Annotated in this window: 13 protein-coding genes and 3 pseudogenes; 12 read left to right on the top strand and 4 right to left on the bottom strand. The window is 44.4% G+C overall.

The window, feature by feature from the left end:
- Positions 1-269: 269 nt before the first annotated feature.
- Positions 270-737 (bottom strand): hypothetical protein, encoded by a 468-nt coding sequence (locus D0A37_RS07625; RefSeq protein WP_242722961.1) that lies wholly within the window; start codon positions 735-737, stop codon positions 270-272.
- 421 nt (positions 738-1,158) lie between these two features.
- On the opposite strand from D0A37_RS07625, the gene folK reads away from it, so the two are divergent.
- The 6 genes from folK to D0A37_RS07600 all read left to right on the top strand — a co-directional run bounded on the left by folK (position 1,159) and on the right by D0A37_RS07600 (position 5,478).
- A complete protein-coding gene (gene folK, locus D0A37_RS07620; RefSeq protein WP_242722958.1) occupies positions 1,159-1,647 on the top strand; it encodes a 2-amino-4-hydroxy-6-hydroxymethyldihydropteridine diphosphokinase in 489 nt (162 codons plus the stop codon).
- A 179-nt stretch (positions 1,648-1,826) separates the two neighbouring features.
- Positions 1,827-2,375 (top strand): NUDIX hydrolase, encoded by a 549-nt coding sequence (locus tag D0A37_RS07615; protein WP_242725419.1) that lies wholly within the window; start codon positions 1,827-1,829, stop codon positions 2,373-2,375.
- A gap of 147 nt (positions 2,376-2,522) precedes the next feature.
- Complete coding sequence (locus tag D0A37_RS07610; protein WP_242722956.1) at positions 2,523-3,974, top strand: FAD-binding domain-containing protein; 1,452 nt, start codon at positions 2,523-2,525, stop codon at positions 3,972-3,974.
- A gap of 114 nt (positions 3,975-4,088) precedes the next feature.
- A complete protein-coding gene (locus tag D0A37_RS29390; protein WP_445242501.1) occupies positions 4,089-4,331 on the top strand; it encodes a Uma2 family endonuclease in 243 nt (80 codons plus the stop codon).
- Between the two features lie 33 nt (positions 4,332-4,364).
- The gene (locus tag D0A37_RS29385) at positions 4,365-4,736 is read left to right on the top strand and encodes a Uma2 family endonuclease (RefSeq protein WP_445242500.1); all 372 of its coding nucleotides are present in this window, start codon (positions 4,365-4,367) and stop codon (positions 4,734-4,736) included.
- Positions 4,737-4,830: 94 nt separating this feature from the next.
- Positions 4,831-5,478 carry a Uma2 family endonuclease gene (locus tag D0A37_RS07600; RefSeq protein WP_242722952.1) on the top strand — a complete coding sequence of 216 codons (648 nt, stop codon included), beginning with the start codon at positions 4,831-4,833 and terminating at the stop codon, positions 5,476-5,478.
- A 121-nt stretch (positions 5,479-5,599) separates the two neighbouring features.
- Here the strand turns inward: D0A37_RS07600 and D0A37_RS07595 are convergent, their stop codons facing one another.
- Positions 5,600-7,033, bottom strand: coding sequence for a serine hydrolase (locus tag D0A37_RS07595; protein WP_242722949.1), 1,434 nt, complete (start codon positions 7,031-7,033; stop codon positions 5,600-5,602).
- A 23-nt stretch (positions 7,034-7,056) separates the two neighbouring features.
- Positions 7,057-7,506 (bottom strand): hypothetical protein, encoded by a 450-nt coding sequence (locus D0A37_RS07590; protein ID WP_242722945.1) that lies wholly within the window; start codon positions 7,504-7,506, stop codon positions 7,057-7,059.
- A gap of 98 nt (positions 7,507-7,604) precedes the next feature.
- Here D0A37_RS07590 and D0A37_RS07585 point away from each other — a divergent pair, with 98 nt between their 5' ends.
- The 6 genes and pseudogenes from D0A37_RS07585 to D0A37_RS29380 all read left to right on the top strand — a co-directional run.
- Positions 7,605-7,931 carry a hypothetical protein gene (locus D0A37_RS07585; RefSeq protein WP_242722943.1) on the top strand — a complete coding sequence of 109 codons (327 nt, stop codon included), beginning with the start codon at positions 7,605-7,607 and terminating at the stop codon, positions 7,929-7,931.
- Between the two features lie 15 nt (positions 7,932-7,946).
- Positions 7,947-10,079 (top strand): pentapeptide repeat-containing protein, encoded by a 2,133-nt coding sequence (locus tag D0A37_RS07580; protein ID WP_242722940.1) that lies wholly within the window; start codon positions 7,947-7,949, stop codon positions 10,077-10,079.
- 65 nt (positions 10,080-10,144) lie between these two features.
- Positions 10,145-10,495: a hypothetical protein gene (locus tag D0A37_RS07575; protein WP_242722938.1), complete on the top strand. Its 351-nt coding sequence runs from the start codon at positions 10,145-10,147 to the stop codon at positions 10,493-10,495.
- 59 nt (positions 10,496-10,554) lie between these two features.
- Positions 10,555-11,297, top strand: a pseudogene (locus tag D0A37_RS07570) (IS1 family transposase).
- A complete protein-coding gene (locus D0A37_RS07565; protein WP_242722935.1) occupies positions 11,260-11,625 on the top strand; it encodes a hypothetical protein in 366 nt (121 codons plus the stop codon). Before D0A37_RS07570 ends, D0A37_RS07565 begins: the two are co-directional and overlap by 38 nt.
- A gap of 27 nt (positions 11,626-11,652) precedes the next feature.
- Positions 11,653-11,817: pseudogene (locus D0A37_RS29380) on the top strand (ISL3 family transposase); the annotation flags it as partial.
- 7 nt (positions 11,818-11,824) lie between these two features.
- On the opposite strand, the pseudogene D0A37_RS07560 reads toward D0A37_RS29380, so the two are convergent.
- Positions 11,825-12,780 (bottom strand): annotated as a pseudogene (locus D0A37_RS07560) (IS630 family transposase).
- Positions 12,781-12,920 lie beyond the last annotated feature (140 nt).

The following is a 12,920-nucleotide window of genomic DNA, read 5'->3' as shown; positions in this document are numbered from 1 at the left end:
GTCTAATAGAAATTTACTACTGTTAAATTAAGGATAGTTAAGGTTTTGGTTAATTAAAGTAGGGATAAATTTTAGTTAAAAATAGGTTAAATTAGCACCAATCTAATTAGTACGCCAGAAGTAAAAACTTGTCGATCAAAGCTGAAGATTTCGCTATAAGGACTGAGCGATAATGTATTAAGTTAGTTAGTTAGGGGGCGGGTTTTGTATAGAGTTTATGTGTATAACTAGAGTTTTTTCTCCCTTACCCGCCCCTAGGAGTTTAAAAGCTAATCATCTCGAAAACCCGGATCGTTTTCTCGCGATGTCGCTCGACTGGGCGCAGGTACATTCATCACTTGCGAAGACCCTGAATTTCGGGGCGAAGTATTGCCGTCTCTAAATCCCAGCAGCAATTGAGCATCGGCAAAATATCTAGTCCACTGTTCGATTCTCGCATCTTTTTGCCAGTCGTGGCGGGATACTCTCGATCGCAAAACTGGAACTCTTTGTCGGCGGCGATCGGCTGTAATGATGATTGTAACTTCTGTTAATGCCGCATTTTCTTGAAACTCGCGGGCGATCGACTCTTTTGCTAAATCTTCCGCCTGCTGCACTAAACTCGCAAAAGATTGACTGCCGTCCGAATCTAAGGTAAGGTAGCGCTCTTTGGTTTCAGCCAAAGCTATCGATATACTTGCTGTTAAACTGATAATTGCTAGAATGACGCCCGACAATAAGCGTAGGTACAAATTCATTATGTTTGAAACTAAATACTAACACTTGTCAATGATAATTAATAAAATTTAACAGACTGTTAAGCTTAAATTAAAATAATATTTTGTGTCACCATATTTCCGCTTAACAAGCAAGATGCCTGTTCCACAACAAGTGCCTTTTCTTGTGGGGTGGGCATTCTGCCCGCCCCGAGAATGGTTATTGATAATGGTGCAATATCTCAGTTGTACTGGAAATACTTGTCAGTAGCAAAGGATGTCGATAAACCAGCCCCCGCGTTCTCTTCATTATTCCTTTAACATCAGAAGGAACCCTCGATAATTAATCCGTGTATCCGTGTCAAAATCCGTGTCGTGCCTTCCCTCTTCCCTCTTCCATCGGACTGACATCCGTTACATCCGTTACATCCCGTACATTGCTCGTTGCCGAACCTTCTTCTTTATGAAATCAACAAAATGTGCGATCGCCCTCGGTAGCAACTTAGGCGACTCCCTCGCCACACTCTCTAGCGCGATCGCAACCCTCAACAACACCCCAGGAATAGCAGTAAAATCTCATTCAAGCTGGTATCAAACCGCCCCCGTCGGGCCGCCGCAACCCGATTACATCAACGCCTGCGCCATCCTAGAAGTTGCACTAGAACCACAAGAATTGCTAGCAAAATTATTAGAAATCGAGAGAAAATTTAATCGAATTCGCCGAGAAAAATGGGGGCCAAGAACCCTCGACCTAGATTTGCTGCTGTATGACGATTTAATCTTAGAAATTCCGACACTGACTCTACCTCATCCCCGGATGACAGAAAGAGCTTTTGTATTAGTACCTTTAGCAGAAATTGCCCCGGATTGGGTGCATCCGGTGACGAAAAGTGCGATCGTCCAACTCGTGCAAACCGCAGACTGTTCCGGAGTGCAAAAATTGCCATTGTAAAAATTGAGCAAAATTCACGGATCGAACCAGTAAAAAAAAATGCAACCGTAGGTAAGTTCCAAACTGTGATAGTTATCAGTCATTCCCAACCTAAAATCTAAAATCTAAAATCTAAAATCCTATGAGATCGCCTATGATGTCTTAAATCGGTGCACTCAAACATTATTCGCTTGTCGCTTATGTCGATCGGTCAAGAACTACCCCAACTCCTCAAACAACGCCTATTTTACCAAGGGCGCAAATTTAACTTTGACGTGGCTACCCTCCGTCTTCCCAACGGTTCCGAGGGCGAGTGGGAATGTATTCGCCACCCGGGCGGAGCACTGGCAGTTCCCGTCACACCCGAAGGTAAACTCGTCTTGGTGCGCCAATACCGCTTTGCCACAAAAGGGCGAATTTTAGAATTTCCCGCAGGTACAGTCGAAATCAATGAAAGCCCCGCCGAAACTATCAAACGCGAAATCGAAGAAGAAACCGGATATCGGGCCGGAAAATGGCGGAACTTAGGGCAATTTTTTCTCGCGCCCGGTTATTCCGACGAAATCATTTATGCTTTTTTAGCCCAAGATTTGGAAAAACTGGAAAAGCCGCCCGCACAAGACGATGATGAAGACATTGAAACAGTTTTATTCACCCCTGAAGAATTAGAAAAAGCTATTTTAGCTGGGGAACCTATTGATGCCAAATCAATTTCTAGCTTTTTCTTAGCCCGTCCATTTTTGACTTAAATAGGACTGACGAAAAAACCCGGTTTCTTATAATAATCGTGCATCAAACCGATAAGTCTTAACTTAGAAACCGGGTTTTTGACCCCGCGTGTGTCCAGGACTGTAAAATCTAAAATCTAAAATCTAAAATCTAAAATCTAAAATCGAATGTCAGATCTAATTTTATTTTGGCACCGCCGCGACTTGCGTATTTCTGACAATATCGGACTGGCAGCAGCGCGCCAGCAAAGCCCGAAAATAGTCGGGATTTTTTGTCTCGATCGCAATATCCTAAGTCGGGATGACGTAGCGCCAGCCCGAGTCACATACATGATCGGCTGCTTGCAAAAACTCTCCGCGCGTTACAGGGAAGCCGGCAGCCAATTGCTGATCATTCAAGATGACCCGATTATAGGAATACCGAAATTAGCAACAGCTATAAATGCTCAAGCAGTATTTTGGAACTGGGATGTAGAACCCTACGCAAAACAGCGCGATCAGTCCGTATCAAACGCCCTCCAACAAGCAGGAATTCAAGTCCAAAATTTTTGGGATCAAGTCCTGCACGCCCCAGAGGAAATTCGCAGCGGTACAGGACAACCCTACACAGTTTATACACCATTTTGGAAAAAATGGAACAGTCAACCCAAAGCCCCACCCGTAGAGACACTGCCGATAACTTATCTGGAATTAATGACCGGATTAACGGCAGAAGAACAAGAACTCGCTAACCAAGCAGGTGCAATTGAAACAGTGCCAACTGCCTCTAGTTTGGGATTTATTTGGGAAAATCCATTAGTAATAGAACCCGGAGAAGATGCAGCGCAACAAAAATTAGAAGAATTTTGCGATCGGGCAATTTACCAATATCAAGAACAGCGCAATTTCCCCGCAACTAACGGCACATCTCAACTCAGTGCAGCCCTCAAATTTGGTGCAATAGGCATCCGCACTGTTTGGCAAGCTACTCAGATAGTAATGGACACTTGCCACAGCGAAGAAGCCTGCACAAGCATCCGCACTTGGCAACAGGAAATAGCGTGGCGGGAATTTTACCAACACGCCATGTATAACTTTCCAGAATTAGCAGACGGCCCCTACCGTCAAGCATTCAAAGACTTTCCGTGGGAGAACGATGAAAAGCTTTTTCAAGCTTGGTGTCGAGGCAAAACTGGCTATCCTATTATCGATGCAGCAATGCGGCAGTTAAATCAGATAGGTTGGATGCACAATCGCTGCCGCATGATAGTCGCCAGCTTCCTCACCAAAGATTTAATTATTAACTGGCAGTGGGGTGAAAAATACTTCATGCAAAAATTGATAGATGCCGACCTTTCTGCTAATAACGGCGGCTGGCAGTGGAGCGCATCGAGCGGCATGGACCCGAAACCTTTGCGAATATTCAATCCGGCGAGTCAAGCTCAGAAATTCGACCCGGAAGGGGAATATATTCGGCACTGGGTTCCAGAATTGCGCCGCGTTGATACTAAAGTTTTGCTAACAGGAAATATTTCGTCCTTAGAACGCCGACTTCTTCATTATCCCTCTCCGATCGTAGATCACAACGAGCAGCAGCGCAAGTTTAAGGAACTTTTCAAGCAGCAAAAAAACGCAGATTAGACAGCTCGATTTTGGGCGATAGTTACCAGTAAATTAAGTTGAGGGGGCGCTGTACACCCCTCAACTTAAAAGATTGTATCAGTTATAATAAACTTAAAGAAATCGGAGGTTGAAATGGTAACGCTGCAATTAAGGCAAATCAGTGTACCCCCAGGACATAGAGTGCTGTTCCATGATGTCAACTGGCAGGAATTTGAAGCAATTTTAGAAGAGTTGGGAGAACACCGTGGCTCTAGAATAGCTTACAGTCAAGGAACGTTGGAGATTAGGATACCACTACCCGAACATGAGAAAGCTAAAATCATTATTGGTTATTTAGTGAAAATTTTGTTTGAGGAACTAGAAATCGACTTTTAACCCTTTGGTTCGACGACTTTCAAGCGAAAAAGTATGTTACAAGGAATTGAGCCTGATGAATGTTTTTACATTCAGAATTATGCTCTAATGATTGGCAAAAAGCGGATCGACTTAACTGTCGATCCGCCGCCTGACTTAGCAATTGAAGTCGATCTAACTTCCAAAAGTCAACTCGATGCTTACGAAGCTTTGGGAGTACCTGAAATCTGGCGCTATGAAAATAAAAACCTTCTGATTAATGTGCTTCAAGATGGGAAATATGTTGAATCTGAAATTAGTCCGATTTTTCCCAATCTGCCAATTATTGAAGCTATTTCTCAATATTGCGAACAAAGCCAAACAGTGGGTACGAGTCAAACTCTCAGATTGTTTCGCAAGTGGGTTAGAGAACAAATCAGGCTTTGATCACTGAAGTCCTCACTACAAAGCTGACTGTTTCCCAATGCCCAATTACCGATACAGACAAGTTATCATAAACTTAAATAAATCGGAGATTCAAATGGTAACGCTGCAATTAAGACAAATCATTGTACCACCTGGACATAGAGTGCTGTTAGATGATGTCAACTGGCAGGAATTTGAAGCAATTTTAGAAGAGTTGGGAGAACACCGTGGCTCTAGAATAGCTTACAGTCAAGGGACTTTGGAGATTAGGATGCCACTACCAGAACATGAATTCAATAAGGAAATCATTGGCGATATGGTGAAAATATTACTCGAAGAACTTGAAATTGATCGAGAATGTTTTGGTTCGACGACTTTTAAGCGAAAAAGTATGTTACAAGGAATTGAACCTGACAACTGCTTTTACATTCAGAATTATGCTCTAATGATTGGTAAAAAGCGGATCGACTTAACTGTCGATCCGCCGCCTGACTTAGCAATTGAAGTCGATCTAACTTCCAAAACTCAACTCGATGCTTACGAGGCGCTGGGAGTCCCTGAAATTTGGCGCTATGAAAATAAAAAGCTTCTGATTAATGTGCTTGAAGATGGGAAATATGTTGAATCGGAAATTAGTTCGATTTTTCCCAATTTGCCAATTATTGCAGCTATTTCTCAATATTGCGAACAAAGCCAAACAGCGGGGACGAGTCAAACTCTCAGATTGTTTCGCCAGTGGGTTAGAGAACAAATCAGGCTTTGAGGACTGAAGTCCTCACTACAAACTTGACCGCTGTGGCTGAGGAGGTGTGCAGCATTTGAGGTGGTTAATTAAATCAGAAATTGGGCTCTGTTCGGGGTGTGCCTCTACGCTGCTGCCCGGATTAATGAGATTTGCTCTCAGGCATCCGGGTAAATAAAATCTCTTTCACAGTCGGTTCTAGGGAAAAGCTAAGGCTAGCAATATTGCCTTTGGTATCAGTTAAGAAAGATATAAGTTCTGGTCGCTCGCCCAACTCAGATTCAACAAAAATGTCATAGTGGTAGTGTTCTAATTTATAAATAATTGAATTATGAGTTGCTGTTAAACGCTCGTCATTAATTTCAATTGATAAGATTCCGTATGCTGGATGCTCAAAATAACCTGTGTAATCTTCTAGAGGATGAGAAGGCTGGGTTCCTGTTTTACGATAGTCAACGGCGATTTGCTCTTTGGCTTTTGCAGCAGATTCTTTGCTTTGAGCATATTTTTCCTTCATTCGTTGATTCCAAGGAGCTTCGTCTAGACCGAGCAAGCGATCGCATATATAATAAGTCACAGTATCTGGTACTAAGTTTAGAGCCATATTAGTCAGAACTACTATACCAATATTGTCTTGAGGCAGCAAAGTTGTCAGTGCAGAAAATCCATCAATATTACCGCCATGCTGAATTAAATTATGACCTCGGTAAGAGGTAATCTCCCATCCCAAACCATAAAAATAATAAAAAAGTTCATTATATTCCAGCGGTTGACCGAGCGCGATTTGTGGAGCGTGCATCTCGCTCAGATTACTTGGCGAGATAATTTGTTTCTCGCCATACTTACCCCGATCGAGATGGAGTAAAAGCCACTTAGCCATATCAGCAACGTTGGAATTTATCGAACCGGCTGGGCCGATAACATCGACATTACAAAAGGGTAATCTCTCAACTTTGTCGGATTTTTCTTGATAAGGAAGTGCAAAATCATCAGCTTGTTGGGATGTCTCTACAGAGAAATTACTATCTCTCATTTCTAAAGGATTAAAAATTTCCTGTTGCACAAATTCTTCCCAGCTACTCTCTGCAATTTCACCAACCAAGTAGCCAGCGGTCATGTACATCAAACTTTGATACTGAAAAATAGTACGCAATTCGTGAGTGGGTTCGAGATATTGTAAGCGATCGAATATTTCTTTACGGGTGAAGGGACTTTTATACCACATAGCATCGTGACGGGGTAAGCCAGACCGATGAGTCACGAGGTCGCGGGGTGTCATACGTTCGGTTGCATAGGAGTCATAAAGTTTAAAAGTGGGCAGATAATTTCTGACAGGTCGATCCCAGTCTAATTTGCCGCGGTCTGCCAAAATACCCATCGCCATTGTGGTAAAAGGTTTCGTACAAGAACCAATTGCAAAGAGAGTTTGCGGTGTAACAATTAAATTTTGTTCTACATCTCGCTTTCCAAAGCCTTCACAAAAAATTATTTGGCTATCTTTAACGATTGCGATCGCCAGCCCGGGTATTTTCCACTCTTGCATCGCCTTGTTGATAAATTCACTCAGACCTTGCATGACTTTTCAGTATTGGTATAACTTTAATTTCGCTTCTGAGAAATAGACAGAGAGTAAGGGTGTTGACCTTGAGCTCGATCGCCCACAAAAATAACATAAGTCCCCTTGTCCCCATAACCGGAAAATTCTACATTCCCCGCAGCAGCATTCGCCGGCAGGACGCAGAAACGCCCCCTCGGCCCCTGAATCATCAAACTCGGAGCTCCAGCGGTTTGTACTGCAATCCGCCAATAAGGCAAATCCTGCGTTACTTCAATGACGTGGTTCGGCCCTTGGGACACAAAACCGCAGTCGCCGCTATTGTTCGGGCCGCCGGAAACTCCAGAAACTCCCAGCGGTTCGGGAAATCCCGGAGCAATTTGTAGCGGTTGGCTCCGAAGGGCACCGGCATCCGCTAAAATCATTGCCAAGGCTACGGTCACGATCCGGCTAAACCACAGTTTGCCGCGATCGCCCGGATAATTGATCTTCATGTTTCCTCACACAATGACATTTGGTTCTAGTTCTTTGACGGTAGGGGATAATGGCGGTTCCAAACACATTAATCTAAAATAACTTCGGAATTTTTTTTATGAATCCTCAAAATAACTTCAAATGGCAGCAAGCGTTCGGAGAACTAAAAGCTAAACTAGAACGATCGCCACTCATCACACAAAATTCAAACAGCTATCAAGCCGTCGGCACCTTATACAATCAATTACTCGACAAGTTTCAAAGACTCCCCAAACCGGGGCAAGTGGCAGCCTTTGCCGTCGGATCGATAATTGTCCTGACAGTCTTCAATAGCGTCGTACAGCTAATTTCAGCGCTGATGACTCTTGCCGTTCTCGGAGTGCTAATCTACATAGCGTATAAATTGGCAATTTCCCCCCAGTCCTCAAATACTAACGACAAATAATAGGAATTTCTAAATATGGCTAACCCCACCGCGCCCAGCGGCATCAATCAACCCGATCCGTCTTGGCAAACACAATCCAAGCAAGTGCCACTGCTGGTTCGCAGGTGCGGCGCTTGGGCAGTGGAAATTTCGTTAATTGCGGCCAGCGCCCTCGTTCCCTTCAGTATCGGGGCATTGGTCAACAAGCAAACTCAAACCGTGCCGCTCAATTCCTCAGTAGCAGCAGCATCCGAAACCGTCGCCCGTACCTTGGGCATACCCGTGCGCGATCGCAGCCCCAGAGTCGCACCCCTAACTAATCTATTCTGGTCAGCGGCACTGCTGGCACCGGCAGTTTTAGCGGGGTGGCAACTGTTTTTGCTCGCCAGAACCGGTCAAACTATCCCCAAACGCTGGTTCGGGGTCAAAGTTGTCACAGCGTCGGGTACTCCTCCGGGTTTTGGGCAAGTGCTAATTCGCGAAAGTTTAGGGCGCTGGGGAGTGCCTCTGGGCGTCGCTTACGGCATTTGGCGCTTGACTGGTGCGTTTCCAGATTTGCTGATTTTAGGGGGGCTGAGCGGCTTGGCAATGCTCGCAGACGGGGCTTTTGCGTGGCGCTACAAACGGCAATCCGGCCACGATCGCCTCGCGAATACTTTGGTTGTCAACGCTCGATCGAATCAACTGTCTGCCGATCCTGTCAAGACTCAAGATTGGACTGAGGAAGACGCCCAGATTGCGGCTTTGGTTGTGACTCCGCAAAGCAGGCTGAAAGTAAATGCCAGTTTGTGGAATTGGATGCGCCAACACCCGGGCACAACTTTAGTGATAGTTACCATCGGTAGCGCGGGATTGATTTTAACTTTGTTTGTCGGCACTCTTATATACACTCAAAGCCAAGCAAATATGCGGGATTCCCGGCAGCGGAACGACGAATTATTTGTAGCTTTAGTTAGCAAATTGTCTCCCACATCGGCTAGCGGGGCATCGGGCAGGCGATCGGCCATTTTAGCTTTGGGGGCGGTGGAAGACTCCCGCGCCGTACCTTTGCTAGCGGATTTACTAGCTCAAGAAGACAACCGCGCCATGCTGGACGCGATCCAGCAAGCTTTAGTCAGTAGCGGCACGAAAGCTTTGCCTGAGTTGCAGCGGTTGAATCAAGCCCTCAGCAACGACCTAGATTCCCTGCGCTTTGGCGGCAAGGCCCCGGAACGCGAGTTAGCGGCCGCCCGCCAGCGAACAGTACAAAGGGCGATCGGCAAAATTCTCACAGTGTATAGCAGCCAGCTCAACGGTGTCGATCTCAGCCGCACGGATTTAGCTCAAAGTCCTGCCGGCCCGTCTCAGTTTACTTTAGTATTAAACAAAGTTGACTTGTCGGGAATTGAGTTGAGAAATGCCAATTTAACCAATGCCAGCTTGCAGGGAGCTCGCTTTTACGGCACCGGCGAAGACAGGCGTCCGGGTACATTTGACGATTGGATTTCTGACTTGAGCGGCGCCAATTTGGAAGGAGTAAATTTGGTCGGGGCGTCTTTGAACAGTGCTGTAATGAACCGGACTACTTTTGTGCGCGCTGTCATGAACAAAGCTAATTTGTCAAACGCCAATTTGAATTCAGCTAACTTTAGCAGTGCTATTTTAATTGGAGCAAATTTGCAGGAAGCACAGTTAAAAAATGCAAGTTTTACCGGCGCAGATATAGGAAGCGCGAATTTGTCGCAAGCGGATTTGTCTGGTGCGCGTTTGGGCAAAGTGAAGGCTCAAGGCGCTCAGTTGTCCTTGACAAATTTGTCTAAATCGGAATGGCAAGGTGCTGATTTGTCCGGTGCTGATTTGAGCGGCGCTAACTTACAAAATGCCGATTTGACTTCGACTAAACTCGCCAACGTGAATTTAAAAGATGCTCAGTTGCAAGATGCGAATTTTCGGAATGCGGAGGTGAGTTCGGTTGATTTTAGGGGCGCCAATTTAGCGGGAGCGAATTTTAAAGGCGCTGTGTTTCTGGGGAAAACAGCTCCGGATCAATTTATTCAAAGTCCGACTGGTAGTAAATCGGGCCGATTCCTAGGAGTTGATTTTGGGGAGGCTAAGAATTTAGATAAAAGTCAAATTGCTTACATTTGTTTGCAGGGGGGGATTCATCCGAAGTGCCCGCAGAAGAAGTAAGGTAAGGATTCAGGTCAAAAAAACTTCAGTAGTCAAACCAGAAGCAGACCAGAACAAGAAACCAGGTGGACAACCAGGCCCTGACGGGGAAAACCCGAAAAGGGTTTGGACGAGTAGACAGAACTGAAATTAGCTCACCCGAGATATGTCTTAATTGTCGCAGTCAAGAGTTAACTGAAGTAATTAACATCCATAGACAGCAAGTAGCAAGTCTAGTAGCCAAACCAATCGAGGTCGTCGAATATCAGACACAATCGTGTCAATGCCTCGAATGTGGCGCAGTAGTTAGAGAAGAACAAGCCTTGGGAATATTTCCAGGCCAAGACTTGAGTGTTAATCTCCAAGCATTATTAGTCTGGCTGGGGAATTATGGGCATATTTCCTACGCAAAGCTTCAGGAGTTGTTGTGGGGGTAGTGCTAAAGAGGAAAGGGTGAGAGAATAAAACTGTTGTAATGCTAACGTAGTTTGTCTTTATGTCTACTGCTTTACCTCTGTGTCCGAGTTGTCAGTCTGAATCTGTGATCAAAAACGGTCGAACTCGGCATCAGAAGCAAAATTATAAATGTCGAGATTGTGGACGGCAGTTTGTCGAAGATCCGCAGTGGCGGATGATTAGCAAGGAAACCAAAGCTATCGTTGATCGATTGCTCCTGGAGAAGGTGTCGCTAGCCGGGATTGCCCGTGCCTTGGGAATCTCACAACTGTGGGTGCAACACTACGTCAACGCCAAATACCAGCAGGTCAACAAGGAGGTGCAGGTGCGCCCAAAGCCGAAACGCCGTCTGACGGTGCAGATGGATGAACTGTGGTCGTTCGTCGGTGACAAAGGCAACAAGCAGTGGGTGTGGCTCGCTCTTGATGTTCAAACCCGTGAGATTGTCGGAGTTCACATCGGCGATCGTAGCGCAGAATCAGCACTCTTGGTTGTGGCAGTCACTGCCCCCGGTGTACCGCCTGCAGTGCGGTGATTTACAGCGATTTCTGGTCAGCCTATGCGGAGGTCTTACCCAGCAAACGGCATTGTGCAGTGGGCAAAGAAACAGGAAAAACTAGCTATATTGAACGCTTCAATTGCACTTTACGTCAGCGCGTGTCACGTCTAGTTCGTAAAACCTTGTCATTCTCAAAGAAGCTAGAGAACCACATTGGAGCAATCTGGTTATTCATTCACTACTACAATGCCTCGCTTCCTGTCTGCTTATCCTTTCCTGCTTAGGACTACCTATCAGACACAATCGTGTCAATGCCTCGAATGTGGCGCAGTAGTTAGAGAAGAACAAGCCTTGGGAATATTTCCAGGTCAAGACTTGAGTGTTAATCTTCAAGCATTATTAGTCTGGCTGGGGAATTATGGGCATATTTCCTACGCAAAGCTTCAGGAGTTGTTGTGGGAACTCGGGGCGATTGAAGTTGGAGTGGGAGCACTCCAAAAAACCAATCAACGAGTAGCAGCAGCGGTAGAGCCAGCTATAAATGCGCTGTGGGAATGGGCACAAGACCAATCAAACGTTCATGTAGATGGCTCTCCTGAGTTTATGGTGTAAAATAGATCAGTCAATACAATTAATGTGATGAGGTTTCATTTAGATTATTTATTAGACTTGCCTGGAGTCAAGGTTGAAACTTGTACTCAAATTGAGGGAAAAATTTACTTTCGACTGAGTGTTATAGCGTCAGGAATAGTTTGTCCTCACTGTAAAAATTATACAGAAGAACTCCATCAGAATCGACCTATAGCCTTTCTCAAAAAGATGAGGTACAATAACAGCAGTGTGTAAACCAGTTAAAAATATTTGAGGATGTAACTTGCCCCAACGCAAACTCTATGGCTTTTCCTAATTCTTGATAATTAGTAGTTTTGATAGAACGGAGAATGATTTTAAGTTTTGACCACAGATTTTCAATTGGTGAAAAATCTGGTGAATAAGGTGATAAGTATATTAATTGTGCTCCTTTTTTTGCGGTCGCTTTTTTCACTTCTTCTCCCAAGTGAATGGGACAATTATCCATCACTACACAAGCACCTTTCCATAGTTTTGGCACAAGTTTTCTGATAATAAAAGCTTCAAATGTAATTGCATCAGTTCCGCCTATTAGATTAACCGATGTCAAAATCTCAGTGACTGACATTGCTCCAATTATTGAGACATTTTTGCCACGTTTAGTTGGTTTTGGCCCCTTGGCTCTTTCACCTTTTTGCATACCTAGCATATAACCTAACCATTGCCAAATTAACTCCCGATTCGTCAATGAATATTAAGTCTTTCAAACTAATCTCTTTAATTGTTTTCCAGAACTCACATCGCAGGATTTGAACTCGCTCTGTCCCTTTCCCTGAAGGGAAGAGAGTTTTTTTTGACAGTAATGTCTAAGAGTTTTATCATTCTTCCTATTGTTGCTCTACTAACAGAAAATCCAATTCTCCCATAAAGTAAATAACGGAGTTCTTCAAGAGTTGCATCATCCGAAGCTTCAACCAATTCCGCCAAGATGAGTAGTTGCTCCGCATTCAGTTTGCCTTTGACTCCACATCGGTCAGTTCTCGGAGTAATGTTTTTTGTTTCACGATATTGTTTAAGCAATTTTTGTACAAAGCTCAACGCTACAGAAAAACGCTTAGCTATTGCTTTTTGTTAAATGGGTTCAGCATGATAAGTATCAAGGATTTTTTGCCTAAAATCAATCGAATAAGCTTTCATTTTTAACAATGTATGAAGTTTGGTACAAGTAAACGTGTTGTGAGGCAAGCATCGCGTGCTGTCAAAAAAATGCTATTATATGTGGTATCGCTTTCGCGAGGCTTTACTGAACCATTTAATTATAGTTCATTTGAGCTGCT

This window comes from Microcoleus vaginatus HSN003 (assembly GCF_022701255.1).
Lineage (GTDB): Bacteria > Cyanobacteriota > Cyanobacteriia > Cyanobacteriales > Microcoleaceae > Microcoleus > Microcoleus vaginatus_B.
Note: the sequence above shows the minus strand (reverse complement) of the source record. Positions and strands in the feature narration are given on the sequence as shown.

Excerpts from the sequence above, each read along its gene's own strand:
- D0A37_RS07625 (WP_242722961.1), bottom strand. The coding sequence starts at position 737 with ATGAATTTGTACCTACGCTTATTGTCGGGCGTCATTCTAGCAATTATC.
- folK (WP_242722958.1), top strand. The coding sequence starts at position 1,159 with ATGAAATCAACAAAATGTGCGATCGCCCTCGGTAGCAACTTAGGCGAC.
- D0A37_RS07615 (WP_242725419.1), top strand. The coding sequence starts at position 1,827 with ATGTCGATCGGTCAAGAACTACCCCAACTCCTCAAACAACGCCTATTT.
- D0A37_RS07610 (WP_242722956.1), top strand. The coding sequence starts at position 2,523 with ATGTCAGATCTAATTTTATTTTGGCACCGCCGCGACTTGCGTATTTCT.
- D0A37_RS29390 (WP_445242501.1), top strand. The coding sequence starts at position 4,089 with ATGGTAACGCTGCAATTAAGGCAAATCAGTGTACCCCCAGGACATAGA.
- D0A37_RS29385 (WP_445242500.1), top strand. The coding sequence starts at position 4,365 with ATGTTACAAGGAATTGAGCCTGATGAATGTTTTTACATTCAGAATTAT.
- D0A37_RS07600 (WP_242722952.1), top strand. The coding sequence starts at position 4,831 with ATGGTAACGCTGCAATTAAGACAAATCATTGTACCACCTGGACATAGA.
- D0A37_RS07595 (WP_242722949.1), bottom strand. The coding sequence starts at position 7,033 with ATGCAAGGTCTGAGTGAATTTATCAACAAGGCGATGCAAGAGTGGAAA.
- D0A37_RS07590 (WP_242722945.1), bottom strand. The coding sequence starts at position 7,506 with ATGAAGATCAATTATCCGGGCGATCGCGGCAAACTGTGGTTTAGCCGG.
- D0A37_RS07585 (WP_242722943.1), top strand. The coding sequence starts at position 7,605 with ATGAATCCTCAAAATAACTTCAAATGGCAGCAAGCGTTCGGAGAACTA.
- D0A37_RS07580 (WP_242722940.1), top strand. The coding sequence starts at position 7,947 with ATGGCTAACCCCACCGCGCCCAGCGGCATCAATCAACCCGATCCGTCT.
- D0A37_RS07565 (WP_242722935.1), top strand. The coding sequence starts at position 11,260 with ATGCCTCGCTTCCTGTCTGCTTATCCTTTCCTGCTTAGGACTACCTAT.